This window comes from Stappia sp., assembly GCF_965276915.1.
GTDB lineage: Bacteria > Pseudomonadota > Alphaproteobacteria > Rhizobiales > Stappiaceae > Stappia.
On the sequence record NZ_OZ255709.1, the window covers coordinates 1362908 to 1383526 of the forward strand.

Sequence of the window (20619 nt, forward strand, 5' to 3'; positions counted from 1 at the left end):
GCCGCCCTCACGTGACCGCTCCCGCGAGGCCTGCAAGCGGGCTTCCGCCACGGCTTGCAAGAGCGCGGAACAGGCCGGCCATGCCGCAGGCGGTGTAAGCGGCACCGTCTTCGGTGTATTCGGCATTCTGCCGGGGCAGGGTGAAGGGGCTGTCGACATGTTCGCGGAACAGGCATCCCGGCGAGGTCGTGACGGCCGAGCGGAACCCGGCCTCGCGGGCGATACGCGGCTCGCGTGCCCCGGACAGCGACGGTGCGCCGTAAGGATAGGCGAAATGCGGGACCTCCCGCTGCAGGCGTTCCTCCAGGAAGCGCTTGTTGTCGCTCATCTCGGCGCGCACATCCGCGTCGTCCAGGAGGGAAAGCGCCCGGTGGCTCACCGTGTGGGCGCCGATCTCGATCAGCGGGTGACGGTCGGCGGCGACCATGCCGGCCTCGTCGATGGCGGCGCGCTCGACAATGTCGGCAAGGTCGATGCCATGGCGCGCGAAGGTCGGGCCGAGCGTTTCGGCGCGGCGGAAATCGCCCCAAACCCAGGCGAGCGCGCGGCGCAGGCCCGCGATCTTGCTGCCGAGGTCCGGACAGGCATAGCGCACGCCCATCGGTTCGATGTCGATCAGTTCCCGGTCACGGAACAGGACCGTCAGGCCGAGCCACCAGGCGTTGATGTCGCGGGCGATCATGCCGGTCGGCACATAGATCGTCGCGGGCGCCTCGAACCGCTCCATGACCGGAAGGGCGAGATCGATGTTCGAGCGATACCCGTCGTCGAAGGTGAGCACGGCGAAACGGCGCGCGGCCGGATCCCTCAGCCGGCGCTGCGCCTCGTCAAGGGTGACGATGTCGCGACCGGACTTGCGCAAATGGGCCAGGATCCGCTCGAAATCGCCGATGCGGCACCCCTGGTCGAGGTCGCGGCGCGGATCGTGGGTGAAGTCGTGGAACATCAGGATCACGCCGCGCCCGCCATAGCGGGCTGCAACCAGGCGGGTCGCGCCGCTTGCGGACAGCACGCGCAATCCAAGCGTCTTGACGCGGCGCTTCCAGCGGTCCGTCCGGCTCAGTCTCGGCGTGGTGGTCGGTTGCGCAACCATGCGTCCTGCGAAATGTCCTGTTGCGGCCGGTTTGGCCGGCTCCGGAATCTGCCTCGCGCCGGGCGGGGCAGGGCTTGACCCCTTGCACGCTAGCCGCCGCGCGTGAACGACAGGTTGAAGTTTCGCCCTGCCGGCGACCGATTGCCGGTTTGGTAAAGCAATCGTGAACACGGGCGGCCGCCCGGGACTGCCCGATCCGGGTATGGGTTTAGCGGAAAGGTCCGGTTAAGCCCATTGAACGTTTTTCGCCGCCACAAGGCGCTCTCCGGGTTCGGGACACGGCAGGTTAAGATGTCCGGGCTATTGATCTTTCGATCATCGGCAGGGTCGCGCGTCCGCCAAGCCGACCTCCTGCCTTCTGGAAACGAACCGAGGATACCACTGGCTCCATGCGCATATTGATGCCTTGTGCCGCGTTCCCGCCCTTTGCCGACGGGGGAGGGCCGGTTTCCTCCCTGTTGCTGGCGAAGATGCTGGTCGCAGCCGGCCACGAGGTGCGCGTTGTCAATGTCGGCGATGACGACCGGCACGAGGTCTACGAGGGCGTTCCCGTCCACCGTATCCGCAGTCTCAACATCTACTGGAACTATTATACGCCCAGGCCCGCCTGGAAGAAGCTCGTCTGGCACGCGCTGGAGAACGGCAATCCGCGCGCCTTTTTCGCGATGCGCCGGGAGATCGACGACTTTCGGCCCGACATCATGCTGACGGTGAGCATCGAGAACACCAATGTCGCGTCCTGGGCGGCGGCGCGTGCCGCCGGCATTCCGGTCGCGCACACGATCTTCAGCGCCTTCATGATGTGCTGGAACGGCGTCATGCAGCGCGAGGGGGAGAACTGCCGCGGCCAGTGCACCGGCTGCTATGCCGGCTCCTTCGGCCGCAGGCAGTTCTCGCGTCTGGTCGATGCGGTGATCGGGGAGTCCCGGGACATCGTCCAGCGGCATCTCGACGAGGGATATTTCCCCCGCGCCAAGGCCTACCGGGTGCCGGCGGTGATTGACGCGATACATGCGCGCGCGCCGCGCGCCCTTGCTCTCGGCCGGCCGTTCCGGGTCGGCTTCCTCGGCGTCCAGACACGGTTCAAGGGATTTGGCGTCCTTGCGGAGGCCGCGCGCCTGCTGGCCCCGCACGGCAATGTCGAGTTCGTCATCGGCGGCACCGGCCGCGACAGCTTCGCGGAGGAAACCCGGGCGCTGTTCCCGGCGGAACGCACGACGTTCCTGGGCTGGACGACGCCGGCCGCTTTCTTTCCCCAGGTCGATCTTCTCGTCTATCCGACCATCGGCCGCGAGGCGTTCGGCCGGGCGACGATCGAGGCGTTCTCGCATGCGGTGCCGGTGATCTCGACCGACATCGGCGGCGTCGCGGAAAACATCGAGGACGGCGTCAACGGATATCACGCCGCAGCCGGCGATCCGGCGGCTCTGGCGGCTTGTATCGAACGGATCGCCGGATCGCCGGATCTCTACGCCCGCTTGTCGCGGGGCGCGCTCGAGGCCGCCGCCGACTATCTCGAACCGGCGGTGCGCACGGTCCTGGAAACAGCCCTTTCGGAGACGCTGGCGCGTCGCGGCGCGCCGGCGCGCCGGGACCAGCGGGAGGCGGCCGGATGAGACGGCTTCTGGCGCTCGCCAGCCGCGGCGACATCAAGCGGCTGTTCTGGTCGCTGTTCAGCCGTTTCGGCAGCACGGTGCTGAGCTTCGCGGCGCTGTTTGCGGCCAGCCACGCGCTGGAAACCGCCGAATACGGCCTTTACATCTTCCTCTTCTCGGTCGGCACCTCGCTCGGCGTGATCTTCGTCTTCGGCCAGCATGTCGTTCTGGTGAAGCATTTCCGGCTGAAGGACCATGCCCGGGGCGAGACCAACCAGGCGCTCTTCGTCTTCAACGCGCTCTGGCTGGCGGCCGGCTGCGGCGGCCAGCTTGTCGCCGCCCTCGTGCTGTGGTGGTTCGCCGACGGATTGCCGAGCCCCTACAACGCGCTGCCGATCGCGCTGCTGTTCGGTGCCGTGTTCACGCTCAGCGAGTATTTTCAGAACTATTTCCGCATCCACGGCCAGATCGTGCTGGCGCTGGTGCCGCGCGAAAACCTCTGGCGGCTCCTGTGCGCCCTCGCCCTGCCGCTGCTCGCCTGGGGCGGCTACCTGAGCAGCGGCGCGGCAGCAACCGAGATCGTCACCGGCCTTCTCGTCGTCACGGTCGGTTACCAGGCGGCACGCTTCGTCGCGCAGGAAGGCCTCGCCTTCCTCCGCCCGCCGGCCCGCAGCGGGGATATTCCCTGGCGCCGGTGGAACCGCGAGACGCTCAACTTCACGGCCAACGGCTTCTTCAATTCCGCTTCCTCCTATCTGGAAACGATCCTGATCGGCATCGCCATCGGGCTGGAGGTCGCCGCCTTCTATTTCGTCGCCTACCGCATCGCCATGCTGCTGACCCTGCCGGTGCTGGCCATCGACACGGTAAGCGTGCCGCTGATCTCGGCGAAATTCCAGGAAAATGACCGCGCCGGCGCGCAGCGCCTGGTGGCGATGCTGTCGGCCGGCAGTTTCGCGCTCGCCCTTGTCGGCGGCGTTTTCCTGTTCGTCGCCGGCCCCTTCATCCTGCATCTGTTCGACCCGGCCTTCGTCGAGCATTTCGACGTGCTCGTGCTGCTCTCGCTGGCCGCGATCAGCCATGCGTTCTTCGGTCCGGGCACCTGGCTGATCATGATAGGCGGGGGCGAATCCTATCTGCTTCGGATGCGCAGCGTCGTCTTCGTCTTCTACGGCGTGATGCTCTATGTGCTCGGCACCCGCTACGGCCTCGACGGCGTCGCCGTCGCCGGCTGGATCCAGCTCGTCACGGTGCATCTGCTGTCGCGGCGCTGGGTCATGCGCAACTGGCAGGTCGACAACATGGCGACCGCCTTCTTCCGCTTGCGCCGGGCGGACCGGCGGGCGCGCGAGGCGGGCGGACCTGCCCCGGCCCCGGTTTCGGCCCCGGTTCCGGCCCCGGTTCCGGCGAAGGGAGGCGGCGATGGCGTTGCCTAGGTTGCGCCGCCTGGGGGCGGGGCTGGCGGTGCTGGCGGTGCTGGCGACGCTGCTGCCGGCGCCGGGACTGGCCGAATGCCTGCGCGGCGCCAATGTGGCCGGAGCGGAGTTCGGCGACCTGCCGGGCGTCGCCGGCCGCACCTACACCTATCCCTCGCGCGCAACGCTGGCCTATCTGCGCGGCAAGGGCATGAACGTCGTCCGCCTGCCGTTTCGCTGGGAGCGGCTGCAGCCGCGCCTGAACGCGCCGCTCGACAAGGCCGAACTGGCGCGTATCGACGAGACGGTGGCAATGGCAACCGGCATGGGTCTCAGCGTCATTCTCGACCCGCACAATTACGCGAAATATCGCGGGCAGATGGTCGGATCGGCAAAGGCGCCATCCTCCGCCTTCGCCGATTTCTGGCGTCGCCTGGCGCCCCGCTATGCCGGGCGCGACGACGTCATCTACCTCCTGATGAACGAGCCGGCGCAGATTTCCGCCGCCGACTGGCTGCCCTCGGTCAACGCGGCGATCGCCGCGATCCGCGAGGCGGGCGCCGACAATCTCGTCATGGTGCCCGGCACCATCTGGACCGGCGCCTCGCACTGGTTCGAGGCCCAGCCCGGCGGGTCCAATGCCGAGGTGCTGGCCCGCGTCGCCGATCCGCTGGATCGCTATGCGTTCGACATCCATCAGTATCTCGATGCCGATTTCTCCGGTACGAAGACGGCCTGCGACCGGGTCGGCGACGCCGTTGCCGCCGTCGACGCGATGACGCGCTGGCTTGCCGAGACCGGCAACAGCGCGTTTCTGGGTGAGTTCGGCGGTCATCCGCGTCCCGACTGCTATCGCGGCCTGGCGCGGATGGTCGGACGCATCAACGGCAGGCCCGATGTCTGGCTTGGCTGGGCGATCTGGTCCGCCGGCGACTGGTGGGGCGACTATCCGCTCTCCATCCAGCCGGTCGATGGCGAGGACCGGCCGCAACTGGTCGCGATCTCGCGGCTGATCGAGCGGCGGAACCCGGAGGAAAAGGCGTGCAGCGCCTTGAAACGAAAATGAACGGCGCGGCTCTCGCGCCAATGCGGCCGCTTCGCCTTGCGCAGACCTTCGCCCTGTTGCATCCGGCGGCCGGCGATGTCGGCATCGTCATCTGCGAGCCCTGGGGCTACGAGGCGCTCTGCGCCCGCCGCTCCCTGCGCATCCTCGCCGACCGGCTGGCCGGTCTCGGCTATCCGGTGTTGCGCTACGACCAGCCGGGCTCGGGCGATGCGGCGAGAGATGCCGCCGATATCGACGGGCTGGAACCGTTCCGCGCGACCCTTGCCGAGGCCTGCGACACCTTGCGAGAGGCAACGGGCGTGCGCGCGGTGGTTCTCGTCGGGCTCGGGCTTGGCGCGGCTCTCGCGGCGGGCCATGCCGAGGCGCATCCCGACGGGATCGCGGGCCTCGTGCTGCTCGCGCCGATGGTGAAGGGCCGCACGTGGCTGCGCGAGGTGCAGGCGCGCGCCATGATGATCGGCGAACTGACCGGCAGCGCGCCCGCCCCCCGCGACGGCGAGGCGCTGGCGATTGCCGGCCTGCCGATGAGCGAGGGGCTGGCGGCCGAGATTCGCGGTCTCGACATGTCCGCCGCAAGGCTTGCCGGTACGCTTCCGGTGCTGGTGCTGGCCCGCGACGGTCGCCCGGCGGAGCTCGCACTTGCCGCCTCGCTCTGCGCGGGCGGCGAAAGCGCGCAAGGTGTCATGGCCGGGTATGACGAGATGATGGGCGACCCGACAGGGGCCGTGCCGCCGCTCGCCGATTTCGACCGGGTCGCGACCTGGCTCGCCCGCGCATGCCCTTGCCGGACGGGCGCGGGCCGCACGGCGCGCGATCTGCCGCCGGCGGTCCTTGGCGTCGATGGCCTCTCCGAGGAGGCGCTGGTCTTCGGCGCGCAGGAAAATCTCTACGGCATCTGGTGCGCGCCGCGCGACGGCGTCGTGGCCGGAATGCGCCCGGTGATCCTGCTCAATGCCGGCGGCGTTCCGCATGCGGGCTGGGCACGCGGCGCGGTCGAGCTTGCCCGCGACCTTGCACGTTCCGGCATCGCCTCGCTGCGTTTCGATGTTGCCGATATCGGCGACAGCCGGCCCGGGCCCGGCGCGCCGCCGGTGGTTCACTATCACGCCGGTCAGAACGGGGAACTTGCAGCGGCGCTCGACCTGGCGCTTGCCCGCGCGCCGGCAGACGGCGCCGTGGTTGCCGGGGCCTGTGGCGGGGCCTATCTGGCGCTTAACGGCGCGGCCGTGGACCCGCGCATCGCCCAGATCGTTGCCGTCAACCTGCAGCGCTTCCTCTGGGACCCGCGCGACGACGTGGCGGAGGTGCTGCGCTTCGGCCATACCTCGGCGCGCGATTACGGTCGCAAGATGCTGAGCGCGGAGAAGTGGAAGCGGGTGCTGTCGGGCAAGACCAACCCTTTCGGCATCCTGCGCAGCCTGGCGAACCGCGTCTACCGGACGGGGGAGCGCCGGCTGGCGCCCTGGCTGTTCGGGCTCCTGCCTTTCTCGCGGCTCTACAACCGCGTCCACGCCAATCTGGCGGTGCTGGCGGGCCGCGATGTCACGCTCGACCTGGTGTTCAGCGAGGGCGACCCGGGGCTTGCCCAGATGGACTTGTTCTTCGGCGCCGGCTGGGCGCGGCTCGCCGCGTATCCGAACATCCGCGTCACGATGATTGCCGACGCCGATCACAACCTGACACCGCGCGCCGCGCGCCGGATCGTCATCGATCATGTCACGGTCGCGGCCGGGGCGCGGCATGCGTTCGAGGATCGGTCGGGCGATCAGGCGGCGGAATAGGGAACCGGTGTTCCGCCAAGCGCCCTGACGCTGCCTTGCGGCACGGCATCCGTACCCGGATCGCGGGGCACGAGGGTCACCCTGCGAACCGCACCCGGCGCCAGGTGGAACCAGTTGTCGCGCGGCAGGAAGTTCGGGTCCTCGATGGCGAGGCTCTGCGCGACCCGGTCGCTTGTCAGGTGCAGTTCCCACGATCCGTCTTCGGCCTTCGACACGCACGCCTCGACGCGCGCGCCGCGCGCCGCCTTTGCGCGGCCGAGCGGGAAGTGGAACGCTTCGTCGAGGATGGCGCCGCTCTCCGGATCGCCGAGCGCGACATGCACGCAATCATGCGAGGGCGGGCCGAAGCGGAAGGCGAAGGTCGTGTCGAAGAAGGCGCCGATCAGCTCCGTCGCGGCGAAGCAGGCCGTGCCATGCGCGTCGATCTCGAAATCCCGGGTGCCGCCGGCGACCGGCAGCGCGCCGTCGCGCAGGCAGGAAAGCGTGAGGCGAAGCCGGCGCGGATCGGGTCCGTCATTGGCGATGTGGATGTCGAGCCCGTTGGTGCCTTCGTCGGTCGTGCTCACCCGCAACGGGGCAAAGGCGCGGCGCAGCGCATACCAGGCCGACTTCGGCGTGCCGTCGGCTGAAACGACGCCCCAGCCGGCGCCGGGCATCAGATCCTGGAAGGTCCACACCAGCGCACCATGGCAGCTTGAGCCGGCCCGTCGCCATTCGGCGTAGGTCGCTTCCATCACCTCGGCAACAGTCGCCCGGCCATGGTCGAGATAGGACGCGGGATCGCCGTAGCGCAGGTCGAGCGGATCGACATCGTAGAGCGCCCGCACGTAGTGGTCGCGCACATCCTCGAAATCCCATCCGACATCGCGGTCGCGCGGCACGCCGCGTTTCCAGTCGGGGTGATGGCAGGGAGCGGTTTCGATGCCGGGCAGGCAGCCCGCCTCCGGCACGTTGGAAAAGGCCAGGCACTCGGCCGCGAAGCGCACATTGGCGCGGCGTGCGTCCTCCAGCGGCCGGCGGTAGGCGCCGACGCCGTAATAGTGGGCGATGCCCTCGTTCGGCGAGAACGGCATGGCGCCGCCCGACGGCGAGTTGGCGACATAGGGCACGTCGGGCCGGGCGCGCGCGGCGGCGCGCGGCAGGATCTCTTCGGTGAGCGGGGTGCGCCAGCGCTCCTCCGGCAGGCCCGTCATCGCGCCCTGCTGGTGCATCTCGCTGCCCCCGCAGATGACCGCGAGCGAGGGCGAGGCCTGCGCCCGGGCGAGCAGAGCCTCCGTTTCCGCCTCGACCGCGGCGGCGAAGACCGGATCGGCGACCGGGTAGTCGAAATTGGCGAAGGGAAGGTCCTGCCAGACGAGAATGCCCGCCTCGTCGCAGAGCTCGAAGAAGGCCGGCGTTTCCGGCACCATCGTGCCGCCGATCCGCAGCATGTTCATGTTGCCGTCGCGGGCAAGCCGCACCCACGGCTCATAGGTCGCGCGGTCGCCGGGAAGCGCGACGATGTCGGCGCTGGTCCACACCGCGCCCCGGCAGAACACCGGCACGCCGTTGACACGGAGGCCGAAACCCTTGCCGTCGGCGCCGCGTTCGACCTTGATGCGGCGGAAGCCGGCGCGCGCCAGACGGATATGCGCATCGCCCTGGACGAGCCCGATCTCGTGCAGATGCGGGGTGCCATGGGTGTGCGGCCACCAGGCCTCGATGCCCGGCAGCAGCAACCCGGCGGCAAGCCGTCCGCCGCCTGCCTCCTCCAGCGGTGCGTCCCAGCCGGCACAGGCGATCGAGGCGGGAGCGTCCCGCGAGGCAAAGCCCGGACCGGGACGAAAGGAGACGGAAAGCCGCCCGGTCCCGTCATCCGTCAGGCTGCTTTCGATGCGCAGGTCCTCGACGGCGATCCTGGCTGCCGGCACCAGCGCCATCTCGCGCCAGGGCCCGGCCGCATGCACGTTCGGGCACCAGCCCGGCATGTGGCCGAGAAGCGTCGTGCGCACCAGCCGCAGGCCCGGTTCGCTGGCAAGCCGCGTGCGCCAGCGGGCGCGCGGGCCCTTGCGCGAAAGATGCGGACTGAGCGCCCGGAAGCAGAAGACGAGCTCGCCCGGCCCGTCGATGTCGAGACGGATCTCGTGGCCGGCATACATGCTGTCCGAGACGAGGATCGGCGCGCCGTCGAGCCAGGCCTCGCAGATCGTGGCAAGGCCCGAACAGGCAAGCACATGGGGCCCGGCTGCGTCCGGCTCGATCCGGCAGCGATACCAGACGTCGCTGTCATGCAAGGGGGTGGGGGTGTTGCGCGAAAACCGCCCCGCTGCCTCCAGCGCGGCGGCGGCCGTGCCGGGCACGGTGGCCGGGAACCAGTCGGCAGCCGCGCCCATCGCGGCAGGGTCCGACCAGGCGCCGGAGGGCGTTACGGTCATGTGCCATTGCGCAAAGCCAAGAAGGCTGGCGTCGGCGGCGATCCCGGCAAGGCTGATCATGAGCTTCTGCTCCGCATCGCCCGGTCAGGCGGCACGGTGCCGCCCTCCGGTCGTGGCGTCCTGGCAGAGCTTTGCCTCCAGGCCGGCGGTCAGGGCGTCCCAGCCGGCGGCGGCCGGGGCAAGCGCTTCGCCAAGGCCGGTGAAGCGCTTGCGGGCAAGCGCCCGGGCGAGCTGGAACTGGATGGTCTTGCAGCACTCCGCGATGGCACGGGCAGCGTCCGCTTCTCCCTTCAGCTCCTCGCCGGCAAGCCAGTCGAGATGGGTCGCGGCAAGCTCGAAATTGGCGCCCGCCTGGCGCAGCGTGTTGAAGGCGTATTTGTGGAAGGCCTCGAAGGGACGCTCGGAAAGCGCCTCGATATCGGCGGCGAAGGTCGTTGCGTAGGCGGCAAAGGGGTTTTCCGCCGGCCGCCGCAAAAAGTGTCCGGCAAGCAGCGTCCGCGCGGTGTCGCGAAGGTCGCCTGCGGGCGCTTCGTCGGGGAACTTGGCGAATTCGGTATAGGGCAGGAAGGGCAGGGCCTGCGCGAACTCGCCGCGCTGGAAGATGCCGTCGAAATCGTCCCCGGAAAGCTCGAAGAAACCGCCATTGTGGAAATAGCGCAACAGCCGACCGGCCGCGTCGAGCGCGGTGATCGCGACCGTCGTCTTGCCGTGCTCGATGCGGTAGCTCACCCCTTGCGTGTCCGGCAGGAAGAAGCTGTCGACCTCGACGAGGCAGAGCCGGCCGCGCGCGATCTGTGTCGCCACATGCCGTTCCGCCGGGTCGTAGATCGCAAGCTCCGTGGCGCGGATGCCGTACAGGGTTTCGAGATCCTCCAGCGGCACCTTGAAGAAGGTGAACTGGTCGCCCTCGAAATCCTGGGCGAGCGTGAAGCCGAGCATGGCGCGCGGCTCGAGCCCGAGGGCGGAGAGCACCTCGATCCACAGGTCGACGTAGCAGTTGGTTTCCGGCCAGACGCGCTCCGCGTCATGCAGCGCGTGCGGACGGTAGCCCTCGGCCGAGAGATTGCGTAGCCGGTCGAACATCGCGGCTCAGCCCCACAGCGCCTTGCGCACGTCCGCCGGCCAGTCGGCCGTGTCGAGGCCGTGGCGGGCAAAGAGCGCCAGCGCGATCCGCTCCAGCCCGAAGCCGACACAGGCGGTGTGGGCGGTTTCGCCGTCGGCGGTCGTCAGGCCCCAGGTCGTGCCGAAATGGTCCTGGTGGTAGTTGAAGCTCAGGCACGCGGTCTTGTTGGCGCTCGAGGTGACCGGGATCAGCAGCTCGAACTTGAGTTTCTGCTCGCGCTGGCTGTTGCCCATCATCTTGCCGGCACGGCCGAAGAACGGGTCGTTGGCCGTGTCGAGTTCCGGATCGAGGCCGACGGCGGCAATCAGCTTCTGGCCGCGCTCCATCCAGTCCTCGCGGAAATCCATCACCTGGTCGGGCGTGCCCATGCGGACGTATTCGCGCATGCGGAAGAGCTGCATGCGGGCCGGGTCCTTGGACGGCTCGTGGCGGAAGCAGTAGGACTGCAGGTCGAAGAGCCCGCCGCCCTCGGGCAGCGCGCCGCGCCTTGCGATGGTCGGGTAGAGCGGGTAGCAGGCCGCCGGCGTGAGCACGATCTCTGTCGCCTTCTGCCCTTCCGTCCAGTCGCCGCCTTCCGAGATGCACTGCAAAAGGTTCATGTGGTCGAGCTCGCAGCCGCAGAAGCTGTGCACCGTTCCGGCCAGCTGCGGGAAGCTCTTCATGTAGCCCGAGCCCTCGAAATGGGCGCGGTTCATGCCTGGCGGGAAGCGGATCACTTCCGGCCTCTCGGCCTGCGGCGCGTGGGCGTCGATCAGCGCCTCGAAGCGGGTGATGACGTCCTCGAAGGCGCCGCCGCGGCCGTAGAGGCCGTCGACGCCGGTGTCGATCAGCAGGCCGGCATCGAACAGCCGGTCGAGCAGCGAGCTCTGCATGTCCATGAGTGTTCCCCTCCTCAGCCCAGCAGGCTGGTGTCCTGCTTGTGGACGAGCAGCATGGTCGACGTGTTGCCGAGAATGCGGTCGTTGGAAATCATCAGCTGGGCCGAATGCGCGTCGCGCAGGTGCCGGCCGAGACTGAAGGGCGTGCCGTTCTTGTATCCGAGGATGCCGCAGATCAGCATGCAGTGGTTGATGATGGTCAGCACCGTCTGCGAGCTGGCGATCTTCAGGTTGTTCATGGCGACGGAAAAACTCATCGCCGACAGCTTGTCCTCGTCGCCCTGCGCGGCGGCGTATTTCTCCAGCGCGGCGACGATGCTGGCCTTGACCCCCTGCAGCAGGCTGGAGGCCTCGGCGACGCGCAATGCGCCCGGCGGCGTCTGCTCGGGGCTGCGCCTTGCGGCGGCGCGCACGAAGGCCTGCGCCCGGGAGAAGGCGTCGGCGGCGATGCCGTACCAGACCGCGCTCCACAGGATGTGCGAATAGGCGAGCATCGACTGGGCCGCGATCTCGGCGAAGGGGCGCGGCAGGATCTGCTCCGCCGGCGCCTCGCCCTTGAACAGGAACCCGTCGGAACAGGTGCCGCGCATGCCCAGCGTGTCCCACACATGGGTCTTTTCCAGCGTGTACTGGTCCTTGAGGAAGACCGTCAGCACCTGGTCGCTGGCGGCCGCCTCGGCATGCGCGCGCGAGGTGATCAGGATGGCGTCGGCCATGTCGCCATAGGAGATGACGGTGGCGTCCTTCTCCAGCCGGCAGGTGTCGCCCTCGACCGCGATCGCGCAGATCGAGTTGCGCAGGTTGCCGCCGATGCCGCCTTCGGTCGTCGCCGAGGCCAGCAGCAGCTGCTCGCTCGCGACACGCGTCATGAAGTCCCGGTGCCAGGAGGCTCCCTCGCCATGGCTGACGAGGCTCGACGCCTTGATCTGGTGCATGGCGAAGACCATCGCGGCGGCCGAACAGGCCTGGCCGAGAATGGCGCAAAGTTCGGCGATTTCCGCGATGGTGGCGCCATCGCCGCCCAGCTCCGCCGGGATCTGCGCCCCGAGCAGGCGCTCGGCGCGCAGCGCCTCGACCGCCTCGTGCGGGAAGCGCGCCCGGGCGTCGACGTCATCCGCGTGAACGGCCGCGACCTTGGCGACGCGGCGCATCCTGTCGCAAAGCGCCGGTGTTCCGGCACGGGCGGGGCTGTGCATGTTCATCAGGCGGCCTGGTGGTCTGCGACCAGACCGGACACGGCGGCGGAAATCGCCGCGATGCTGGCGAAGGTCTTGCGGTTGAGCAGGTTCTCGGGGAACTCGATGTCGAACTTCTCCTCCAGCGCCAGCATCAGCTGGACCGAGGCGAAGGATGACAGCCCGGCGGCATAAAGATCGGCCTCGTCGGCGAGTGTGCCGACGTCGACCGGCAGCTTGCCGTGGCTGGCGACGATATTGCGGACTTCGTCGATGACCGACATGTTCGCTCTCCTGGTAATGTTGTAAATCGAATGCAATGTTCTTGGCCGCCCATGGACTTGAGATCCGGGGCAGGTCTTTGCTCGCTTGTCTCACACCGCGATTGACAATCTCTAAAATCGGCGGGCGGAGCGGCATCTGTTGCTCTAAGGGTTAACAAAGACTTGCGCGCCTGTCTCGCTTCAGGGCGTGCCGCGCTCCGCCCCGGCCCCGCAGGAGAACGCCATCCAGGTCATGCCAGGCGGCATCCGTTTTAATTGACCGTCCGGTCGATCAATTATTATAATGCCGCCATTCGTCATTGACGCCGACCGGCATGACAGCCGAAAACAGCGCTCGACTGCGGAAGGGGCGAAACCGGATTCCGGTTCGGGCCGCCTTCCGTCAAGACCGGCCACAGGGAGGTTCGCCATGCGCCACGCCTATATCGTCGATTATGTCCGCACTCCCATTGGCCGTTTCGGCGGCGCGCTGTCGCCCGTGCGGGCCGACGATCTCGGCGCCGTGCCGATCCGCGAATTGCTTGCAAGGAATGCCGGTGTCGACTGGGCCCGCGTCGATGACGTGATCTACGGGTGCGCCAACCAGGCGGGCGAGGACAATCGCAACGTCGCCCGCATGGCGGCGCTTCTCGCCGGGCTGCCGCAGGAGGTTTCCGGCACCACGGTCAACCGCCTTTGCGGTTCGGGCATGGATGCGGTGATCATGGCGGCGCGCGCCATCCGCGCCGGCGAGGCGGACCTGATGATCGCCGGCGGCGTGGAAAGCATGAGCCGCGCACCGTTCGTCATGCCCAAGGCCGAGGCGGCCTTCTCGCGCCATGCCGAGATCCACGACACGACCATCGGCTGGCGCTTCGTCAATCCGGTGATGAAGGCGCAATACGGCATCGATTCCATGCCCGAGACGGCGGAGAACGTCGCCGAGGACTACGCGGTCTCGCGTGCCGACCAGGACGCTTTCGCCGCCCGCTCGCAGGCCCGCGCCGTCGCCGCACAGGAAAACGGCCGTCTTGCCCGGGAGATCGTTCCGGTCTCCATTCCGCAGCGCAAGGGCGATCCGGTCGTGGTCGAGCGCGACGAGCATCCGCGCGCCGGTACCACGGCGGAGAAGCTCGCCAAGCTGCCGACCCCGTTTCGCCAGGGCGGTTCGGTGACCGCCGGCAACGCGTCCGGCGTCAATGACGGCGCGGCGGCGCTGCTGATCGCATCGGAAGAGGCGGTGAAGGCCCATGGCCTGACGCCGATCGCCCGCGTCACGGGCGGTGCCGCCGCCGGCGTGCCGCCGCGCGTCATGGGTATCGGCCCGGTTCCCGCCTCGCGCAAGCTGATGGCACGCCTCGGGCTGTCGATCGCGGATTTCGACATCATCGAGCTGAACGAGGCCTTCGCCGCGCAGGGGTTGGCGGTGATGCGGGAACTCGGGATCGCCGACGACGCCGAGCACGTCAACCCGAATGGCGGGGCCATCGCGCTCGGCCATCCGCTCGGCATGTCGGGCGCGCGCATCGTCGGCACGGCGGCGCTGGAGATTGCCGCGCGCGGCGGCGCGCGGGCGCTCGCCACCATGTGCATCGGCGTCGGCCAGGGCATTGCCTGCGCCATCGAAAAGGCGTGAGGCGGGAGCCTGTCGCCATGGGACTTTGAAATGAAAAGGGCGGTGCCGCGGCGCCGCCCTTTTCATGTCAGCCGGGGAGTGCCGCAAGGTCGCGGTGGCCGACGCGGGTGACGAGACGCGCGTCTGCGATCTGCGACCGTCGCAGCGCCAGCCAGTCGTCGAGCTCGCCCTCGCGGGCCCCTGTTTCGCGCGCCGCCTGCGCCCAGCCCTCGACCAGCATCGTCTGGAAGGCGGTCTCTTCGGGCAGCGCCCGCCAGTCGGACGCACCCTCGACGACGCGGTAATCCTCCTGGCGAAAGCTTGCCGCCGCATGAGCGTGGGCGGCGGGGCCAAGCGCGGCGCCAAACCCCTTGTCGCCGCCCTGATGCGCCGTCATGGCGGCACGCACGACCGCGTCGAACGGGTGTTCGGGGTCGAGCGACTGGCGCCCGTCATAGGTCAGCATGGCGAGGAACGGCAGGCCGGCCCGCGTCAATGTTGCCGCAAGCCCGTCCAGCCAATCCGCAGAGACGAGATCGAGAAAGGCCGAGGTCGTCACCGCGTCGACGCCGGCAAGCAGGTCCCGCGAAATCCCTTGCGAGAGATCGGCGGCCACCACCTCCGCCTCATGTCCGTCGCGTCTTGCAAGCTCGCCGGCAAGCGCGATCAGCGCCGGATCGTGCTCGGCGAGCCGCCAGCGCACCGAAACTCCGAGATGGGGCATCCCGAGATGGGGGCTCAGTGCCCGCATGGTCGCGCCGGTGCCGGCGCCGAGATCGAGGACGGTGAGCGGTGCGTCGGTGCCGCGGGCGATTTCCCGAAGATGGGCGCAGAAGGCGGCGCGCACCTCCGGATTGCGGGCGCGAAGGTCCGCCGGCTCGCGCGCCGTAAGCCAGTCGCCGGAAAAACCGCTCATGTGATGTTCCCTGTCGCCGGATCGCCGAAAAGCTCGCCGGCCGGGTCGTTGCGTGCCAGCAGGTCCAGCAGGTCCGCCAGCCGCCGCGCCTGATCGCGCCATGTCGGCAGGCTTGCCGCGTGGGCTCGCGCCGCCGCAGCCATCTCGGACCGGACGAGCGGGTTGTCGCAGAGCCGGGCGATGGCCTCCGTGACGCCGCTGACATCGCCTGTGGCGAGCACCATGCCGGCCGAGGGCGGCACCGTGTCGCGCACCGCGCCCTCGCCGGTGGCGATCACAGGCAGGCCATGCGCCATCGCTTCCGCGAAGGCCATGCCGTAGCCCTCGTAGAGGGTGGTGAGGGTGAAGATATCGGCCTCTGCATAGAGTGCGTCGAGCGCCGCGCGCTCCAGCGCGCCATGCAGGCGGACGCGGGTGCCGAGCCCGAGCCGGTCGACCTCCGTCTTGATGGCGGCGGCGCAAGCCGGATCGAGCGCCGGGCTGCCGACGATATCGAGCCGCAGCGCCCGGTCGGAAAGCCGCGCAACGGCGCCAAGCAGGGTCGGATAGTCCTTGCGCGGGATCAGCGAGCCGACCGCGAGAAGCCGCAGCGGCCGCCCGTCACCGTGGTCGCAAGGCGAACGCTCCTTCGCCGCCTGGACCGACAGCCCCGGTTCCAGCACGGTGATCCGTCCGCGCGGCACGCCGAACCCGGCGGCGACGGCGGTGGCCGTCGCATGGCTCGTCGTCACCACATGGTCGGCAAGGGCGAGGGCGGCGCGCTCGCTGGCCAGCAGTTCGGCCGCTCGCGCCTCCGGTATTCCGCTTTCATGGGCAAGCGGGTGATGCACCAGCGCGACAAGGCGCAGGCGCCCGGCATGCGGCCGCGCGACATCGGCCATCACGCCGAAGGCGAGCCCGTCGATCATCACAGCCTGGCCGTCGGGGAGGCGGGAAAGGGCCGCTTCGGCGCGAACGAGCGTTTCAGGCGTCGGTGCGGGATAGCCGCCGCCGAGGGAGTGCGCCTCTATGCGAAGGCCCGCGTCCGCGAGCGCCGTCAGCAACTGCCGGTCATAGACATAGCCGCCGGTCGGCGTCTCCAGCGCGTCCGGATAGAGAAAAACGAGATCCGCGCCGGCGCCGATGCCGATATCGGCGGCATCGCCCGTCGGCATCAGAGCCGGCCTTCGTACCAGGCCCGCGCCACGTGGCTTTCATGCAGCGTGACCCGGATCGCGGCAAGTTCGCTGCCCGGCCGGCCGAGCCGGTCGCCGCGTGCCGCTTCGGCCAGGGCTTCGAAGATGTGCCGGGTCAGGAACTCCGTCGTGGTGTTCTTGCCGGCGAAGGCGGGAACCTCGTCGAGGTTCTGGAAATTCAGCGGTTCGAGCACCTCCTTCAGCACCTCGTGCGCCCGCCCGATATCGATGACGATGCCGTTCCCGTCGAGCGTCTCGGCCATGAAGGCGGCATCGACCACGAAGGTCGCGCCGTGCATCTTCTGCGCCGGTCCGAAGACCGCGCCCTTGAAGGAATGGGCGATCATGATGTGATCGCGAACTTCGACAGCATGCATCTATCGTGTCTCCGCTTTGTCGGAACGTTTCGCCGGATCGGCCGGCCCTCGCGATGGCCGGCGCACTTTCAGCCGTAGGCGATGGGCTGCGCCAGGACCACGCGCCTGCCTGCCAGGATGTCCGGCAGGGCCTGTGGGGCGTCGATAAGCCGGATCGGCGATGAAAGCAGGATATCAAGCGCGGGATCACGCAGAAGTGACAGCGCCGTCTCCAGCCGCCTGCGATGGGTCCAGCGCGCCTGCCGCCCGGGCGGGATGCGGCCGACCTGGCTGGAACGCAGCGTCAGCCGCTGGCTGTGGAAGCCGCCGCCGAGCGTGGCGGTGACGGGTTTCGTGCCGTACCAGCTCATCTCCACCACCGTCGCCTCGGTTCCCGCCAGCGCCAGCGCCGTGTCGAGCCCGGCCGGGTGTCCGCTCGCATGGAAGACGAGATCCTGTCCGGCGGGCGCGTTGGCCGGCATCGCGAAACCGGCACCGAGCGCGCGTGCGGGTTCTTCCTTTGCCGGATCGGTGTCGACCAGCGTCACCCGCGTCCCCGGCAGTTGCGCGCAGAGCCGGGCGACGAGGAGGCCGACAACCCCGCCGCCGACCACGGCAATGTGATCCCCCGGTGAGGCGTTGCCGTCCCATAACCCGTTGAGCGCGGTCTCCATGTTGGCCGCGAGAATGGCGCGCAGGGGCGGGACGCCGGCCGGGACCGGGACCGCGGCCCCGGCCGGAATGTTGAAGAGGGACTGATGCGGATAGAGGCAGAAGACGATCTCGCCGAGGCGCGATGCATCGCCGCCGGCGACCTCGCCGACGCAGGCATAGCCGTATTTCACGGGGAACGGGAACTCGCCTTCCTGGAAGGGCGCGCGCATGCGTTCCCGCTCGCTTTCCGGTACGTCCCCGGCAAGGACGAGGCGCTCCGTGCCAAGGCTCACCGCGCTCCACAGGGCGCGGATGCGCAGGCTCCCGGCATCTGGTCCGGGGAGGCGCGTCTCGCGTATTTCCAGTTGCCCGGGGCCGACGGTCCAGAGCGCCTGCGCGGTCTGCGGAATTATTTTCGGGATGTTGCGCTGCGTCACAAATCCTCCTTAGTCCGGCGCGACGTATAGCGCAACAGAACGGGCCGGGCATCCGCTGTCGCCGACCATCTGTCTACGAGGTTCTGTTTCATGTTTTACAGGAAATTGCCGACCTTTCTCAATCCGGACACAGCAGGCGGATGCGTTGCCGAGGCGGTCGGCGACCGGCGCGCGCGCATGGAGACCGAACCCGTCGATGCGCGCCGCGTGGCGCTGCGCCGGGTCGCGTTCGCCGCGCTGGTGCTCGGCACCGTCGCGGCGCTGACCGCGCTGCTCGGCGCCAGCTTTGCAACCGGCGGCATCAGCTGGGCGGAAGCGCTGATGATGGCCTGTTTCCTGCTCACCCTGCCCTGGACGGCGATCGGCTTCTGGAACGCGGTCATCGGCCTGGCCTTGATGCGCCTGTCGCGCGATCCCGTGGCCGCCGTCTGCCCGATAGCGCCGGGCGACCCGCGTCAGGCGAGCCCCGCCTCGACCGCGATCCTCTCCTGCATCCGCAACGAGGATGTCGACGAGGTGTCCCAGCGCCTCGACGCGATGGCCGCGGATATCGACCGTGCCGGCCGCGCCCCGGGCTTCACCCTCTATGTGCTCAGCGACACCAATGACGAGGAGATCGCAGCACGCGAGGCGCATGTCTTCGCCGCCCTCGCCGAGCGCTGGGCCGACCGGATGCCGGTCGTCTATCGCCGACGCGCCGACAATCCGGGCTTCAAGGCCGGCAATATCCGCGATTTCCTCGAGCGCTGGGGCGCGGCCCACGACTATGCGATCGTGCTCGACGCCGACAGCTTCCTGTCGGCGCGCACCATGCTCGACCTTGTCGCCCGGATGGATGCCAATCCGCGTCTCGGCATTCTCCAGACGCTGGTCGTCGGCAGTCCGACGGTCAGCGCCTTCGCCCGCGTTTTCCAGTTCGGCATGCGGCTCGGCATGCGCTCCTACACGCTGGGAAGTGCATGGTGGCAGGGCGATTGCGGTCCCTATTGGGGCCACAACGCCATCTGGCGGGTGAAGCCCTTCACCGAGCATTGCGAGCTTCCCGTCCTGCCGGGCAGGGGACCGCTGTCGGGCTGGGTGCTCAGCCACGACCAGGTCGAGGCGGTGCTGATGCGCCGCGCCGGCCACGAGGTGCGGGTGCTGCCGGTGGAGACGGAGAGTTTCGAGGAAAACCCGCCCAACCTGCTCGAGTTCATCCGCCGCGAGTTGCGCTGGTGCCAGGGCAATCTCCAGTACCTGAAGCTGTTGCGCCTGGCCGGCCTGAAGCCGGTGAGCCGCGTCCAGCTGGTGCTGGCGATCCTGATGTTCGTCTCCGCCCCCGCCTGGCTGACCTTCATGGCCACCGGCGCGGTCATCGTCGCGCTGGGCGGTGCCGAGCTGATCCGCTTCGAGGAAGTCACCGGTTTCACGCTCTTTGTCATCGTCCTGACGATGATCTTCGCGCCGAAGATCGCGAGTTTTCTCGACATTCTCGCCGATCCAAAGCAGCGCCGGGCCTTTGGCGGCGCGCCGCGCATTGCCGCGAGCTGGTTCGTCGAGCTCGTCTTCGCCGCCCTGATGGCGCCGGTCATCGCCGTTGCCGTGTCGCTCTTCATCGCCGGGCTGCCCTTCGGCAAGGCGATCGGCTGGGGCGCCCAGATCCGCGACAACCGCACCTTGCCGCTCACCCTGTGCGCGGCCAAGCTCTGGCCGCAGACGCTGTTCGGCCTGGCCGGCTTCGCCTGGGCGGCCGCCTTCGCGCCGGGGCTCGTCTGGCCGCTGCTGCCCGTCATCCTCGGTCCCGCGCTGGCGATCCCCTTCGCGCGGCTGACGTCGGGCGAGACGGCGGGCCGTCTGGCGCTGGCCTCGCGGCTCTGGCGGCTGCCGGAGGAAACCGCGCCGCCGGAATGCCTGCTGCCCCTTCGCCTGCCGGCGCATGCCTCGCTCGGTGTCCGCTTCGGGCAGCCCGCGCCGCTGTTTGCCGGCGAGATGGCCAAGGCGGAGGCATGACGAACCGCCTGTCCCGGAGCGCGTCCCCGGGTCACGCCGATGTCGCGTCGGCGTGATCCTGCTTGACTTGGCCATCGCGCGCCGTTGATTTGCACGGATCGGCGCGCCGACCCACTTTGGGCATGTCACCGCGGCAGGGGCCGCGGATCGGGGCCAGGGAGACACGCCATGCAACAGTCCGTCACCGCACGGGAGGGAACCGCCGGGTTCTTTCCCCCGCTCACGCTCGCCACGCTCGTCACGGCGCTGATCGCCGGCGTCTTCGCCGACGGCACCTGGGAGATCTGGGCGCGCTTCATCACACCGCTTTGGGTCGGCGGCCCGCTGCAACCGGCAGCCCTTGTCCAGTCGGTCTTCGGCTTCAGCAATTTCACGATCGCCGAGATCGTCCATCTCGTCGTCGGCGTCGTGTTCTATCCGCTCGGCTATCTCTTCATCGCCAAGCCGATCGCCGACCGGTTCCTTCCCTTCCTGCCCTGGCCGGTCGTGGCGCTCGGTTTCGGAACCGGCCTGTGGGTTTTCGCGCTCTACATCATGGCGCATCTGATCGCGGGACTGTCGCCCTTCCTCGGCTTCATCCAGTTGACCTGGGCCTCGCTTGTCGGCCATCTGCTGTTCGGCCTGGTTACCGGCCTCGTTGTCCGGCTGCGCACGCCGTCCTGAGCGGCCCGTTC

Annotated in this window: 17 protein-coding genes; 7 read left to right on the forward strand and 10 right to left on the reverse strand. The window is 69.0% G+C overall.

Translation table 11 applies throughout. The features are described 5' to 3' along the window. Nucleotides 1–7: 7 nt before the first annotated feature. Nucleotides 8–1093 (reverse strand): polysaccharide deacetylase family protein, encoded by a 1086-nt coding sequence (locus ACQY46_RS06385; protein ID WP_428699431.1) that lies wholly within the window; start codon nucleotides 1091–1093, stop codon nucleotides 8–10. A gap of 389 nt (nucleotides 1094–1482) precedes the next feature. On the opposite strand from ACQY46_RS06385, the gene ACQY46_RS06390 reads away from it, so the two are divergent. The 4 genes from ACQY46_RS06390 to ACQY46_RS06405 are packed head-to-tail and all read left to right on the forward strand — an operon-like array spanning nucleotide 1483 to nucleotide 6950. Then, nucleotides 1483–2709, forward strand: a complete 1227-nt coding sequence (locus ACQY46_RS06390) for a glycosyltransferase (protein ID WP_428699432.1) — start codon at nucleotides 1483–1485, stop codon at nucleotides 2707–2709. Next, nucleotides 2706–4124: a lipopolysaccharide biosynthesis protein gene (locus ACQY46_RS06395; protein WP_428699433.1), complete on the forward strand. Its 1419-nt coding sequence runs from the start codon at nucleotides 2706–2708 to the stop codon at nucleotides 4122–4124. The genes ACQY46_RS06390 and ACQY46_RS06395 overlap by 4 nt, the downstream gene beginning before the upstream one ends. Then, nucleotides 4111–5169: a glycoside hydrolase family 5 protein gene (locus ACQY46_RS06400; protein ID WP_428699434.1), complete on the forward strand. Its 1059-nt coding sequence runs from the start codon at nucleotides 4111–4113 to the stop codon at nucleotides 5167–5169. The genes ACQY46_RS06395 and ACQY46_RS06400 overlap by 14 nt, the downstream gene beginning before the upstream one ends. Then, a complete protein-coding gene (locus ACQY46_RS06405; protein ID WP_428699435.1) occupies nucleotides 5145–6950 on the forward strand; it encodes an alpha/beta fold hydrolase in 1806 nt (601 codons plus the stop codon). The genes ACQY46_RS06400 and ACQY46_RS06405 overlap by 25 nt, the downstream gene beginning before the upstream one ends. Here ACQY46_RS06405 and ACQY46_RS06410 read toward each other — a convergent pair. The 5 genes from ACQY46_RS06410 to ACQY46_RS06430 are packed head-to-tail and all read right to left on the reverse strand — an operon-like array spanning nucleotide 6935 to nucleotide 12824. Next, nucleotides 6935–9424 carry a glycosyl hydrolase 2 galactose-binding domain-containing protein gene (locus tag ACQY46_RS06410; RefSeq protein ID WP_428699436.1) on the reverse strand — a complete coding sequence of 830 codons (2490 nt, stop codon included), beginning with the start codon at nucleotides 9422–9424 and terminating at the stop codon, nucleotides 6935–6937. The genes ACQY46_RS06405 and ACQY46_RS06410 overlap by 16 nt on opposite strands. 24 nt (nucleotides 9425–9448) lie before the next feature. Further along, the gene (locus ACQY46_RS06415) at nucleotides 9449–10447 is read right to left on the reverse strand and encodes a DUF1839 family protein (RefSeq protein ID WP_428699437.1); all 999 of its coding nucleotides are present in this window, start codon (nucleotides 10445–10447) and stop codon (nucleotides 9449–9451) included. A 6-nt stretch (nucleotides 10448–10453) separates the two neighbouring features. Beyond that, the gene (locus tag ACQY46_RS06420) at nucleotides 10454–11365 is read right to left on the reverse strand and encodes an amino acid--[acyl-carrier-protein] ligase (RefSeq protein WP_428699438.1); all 912 of its coding nucleotides are present in this window, start codon (nucleotides 11363–11365) and stop codon (nucleotides 10454–10456) included. A gap of 14 nt (nucleotides 11366–11379) precedes the next feature. Beyond that, nucleotides 11380–12561, reverse strand: coding sequence for an acyl-CoA dehydrogenase family protein (locus tag ACQY46_RS06425; protein ID WP_428700426.1), 1182 nt, complete (start codon nucleotides 12559–12561; stop codon nucleotides 11380–11382). 5 nt (nucleotides 12562–12566) lie between these two features. Then, a complete protein-coding gene (locus tag ACQY46_RS06430) occupies nucleotides 12567–12824 on the reverse strand; it encodes an acyl carrier protein (protein WP_428699439.1) in 258 nt (85 codons plus the stop codon). A gap of 409 nt (nucleotides 12825–13233) precedes the next feature. Between ACQY46_RS06430 and pcaF the strand changes: the two genes are divergently transcribed. After that, nucleotides 13234–14439, forward strand: a complete 1206-nt coding sequence (gene pcaF / locus ACQY46_RS06435) for a 3-oxoadipyl-CoA thiolase (protein WP_428699440.1) — start codon at nucleotides 13234–13236, stop codon at nucleotides 14437–14439. Nucleotides 14440–14506: 67 nt separating this feature from the next. On the opposite strand, the gene ACQY46_RS06440 is transcribed toward pcaF, so the two are convergent. From ACQY46_RS06440 to ACQY46_RS06455, 4 genes are all read right to left on the reverse strand, one after another. Beyond that, nucleotides 14507–15334 carry a class I SAM-dependent methyltransferase gene (locus ACQY46_RS06440; protein WP_428699441.1) on the reverse strand — a complete coding sequence of 276 codons (828 nt, stop codon included), beginning with the start codon at nucleotides 15332–15334 and terminating at the stop codon, nucleotides 14507–14509. After that, entirely contained in the window at nucleotides 15331–16488 is a 1158-nt protein-coding gene (locus ACQY46_RS06445) for a glycosyltransferase family 4 protein (protein WP_428699442.1), read from the reverse strand. The genes ACQY46_RS06440 and ACQY46_RS06445 overlap by 4 nt, the downstream gene beginning before the upstream one ends. Next, nucleotides 16488–16886 carry a 6-pyruvoyl trahydropterin synthase family protein gene (locus ACQY46_RS06450; RefSeq protein WP_428699443.1) on the reverse strand — a complete coding sequence of 133 codons (399 nt, stop codon included), beginning with the start codon at nucleotides 16884–16886 and terminating at the stop codon, nucleotides 16488–16490. The genes ACQY46_RS06445 and ACQY46_RS06450 overlap by 1 nt, the downstream gene beginning before the upstream one ends. 68 nt (nucleotides 16887–16954) lie before the next feature. Then, on the reverse strand, nucleotides 16955–17956 hold the full coding sequence (locus tag ACQY46_RS06455) for a zinc-dependent alcohol dehydrogenase (RefSeq protein ID WP_428699444.1): 1002 nt from the start codon (nucleotides 17954–17956) through the stop codon (nucleotides 16955–16957). 90 nt (nucleotides 17957–18046) lie between these two features. On the opposite strand from ACQY46_RS06455, the gene mdoH reads away from it, so the two are divergent. Continuing rightward, the gene (gene mdoH / locus ACQY46_RS06460; RefSeq protein WP_428699445.1) at nucleotides 18047–19945 is read left to right on the forward strand and encodes a glucans biosynthesis glucosyltransferase MdoH; all 1899 of its coding nucleotides are present in this window, start codon (nucleotides 18047–18049) and stop codon (nucleotides 19943–19945) included. 168 nt (nucleotides 19946–20113) lie between these two features. Further along, nucleotides 20114–20608 (forward strand): hypothetical protein, encoded by a 495-nt coding sequence (locus tag ACQY46_RS06465; protein ID WP_428699446.1) that lies wholly within the window; start codon nucleotides 20114–20116, stop codon nucleotides 20606–20608. Nucleotides 20609–20619: the final 11 nt, after the last annotated feature.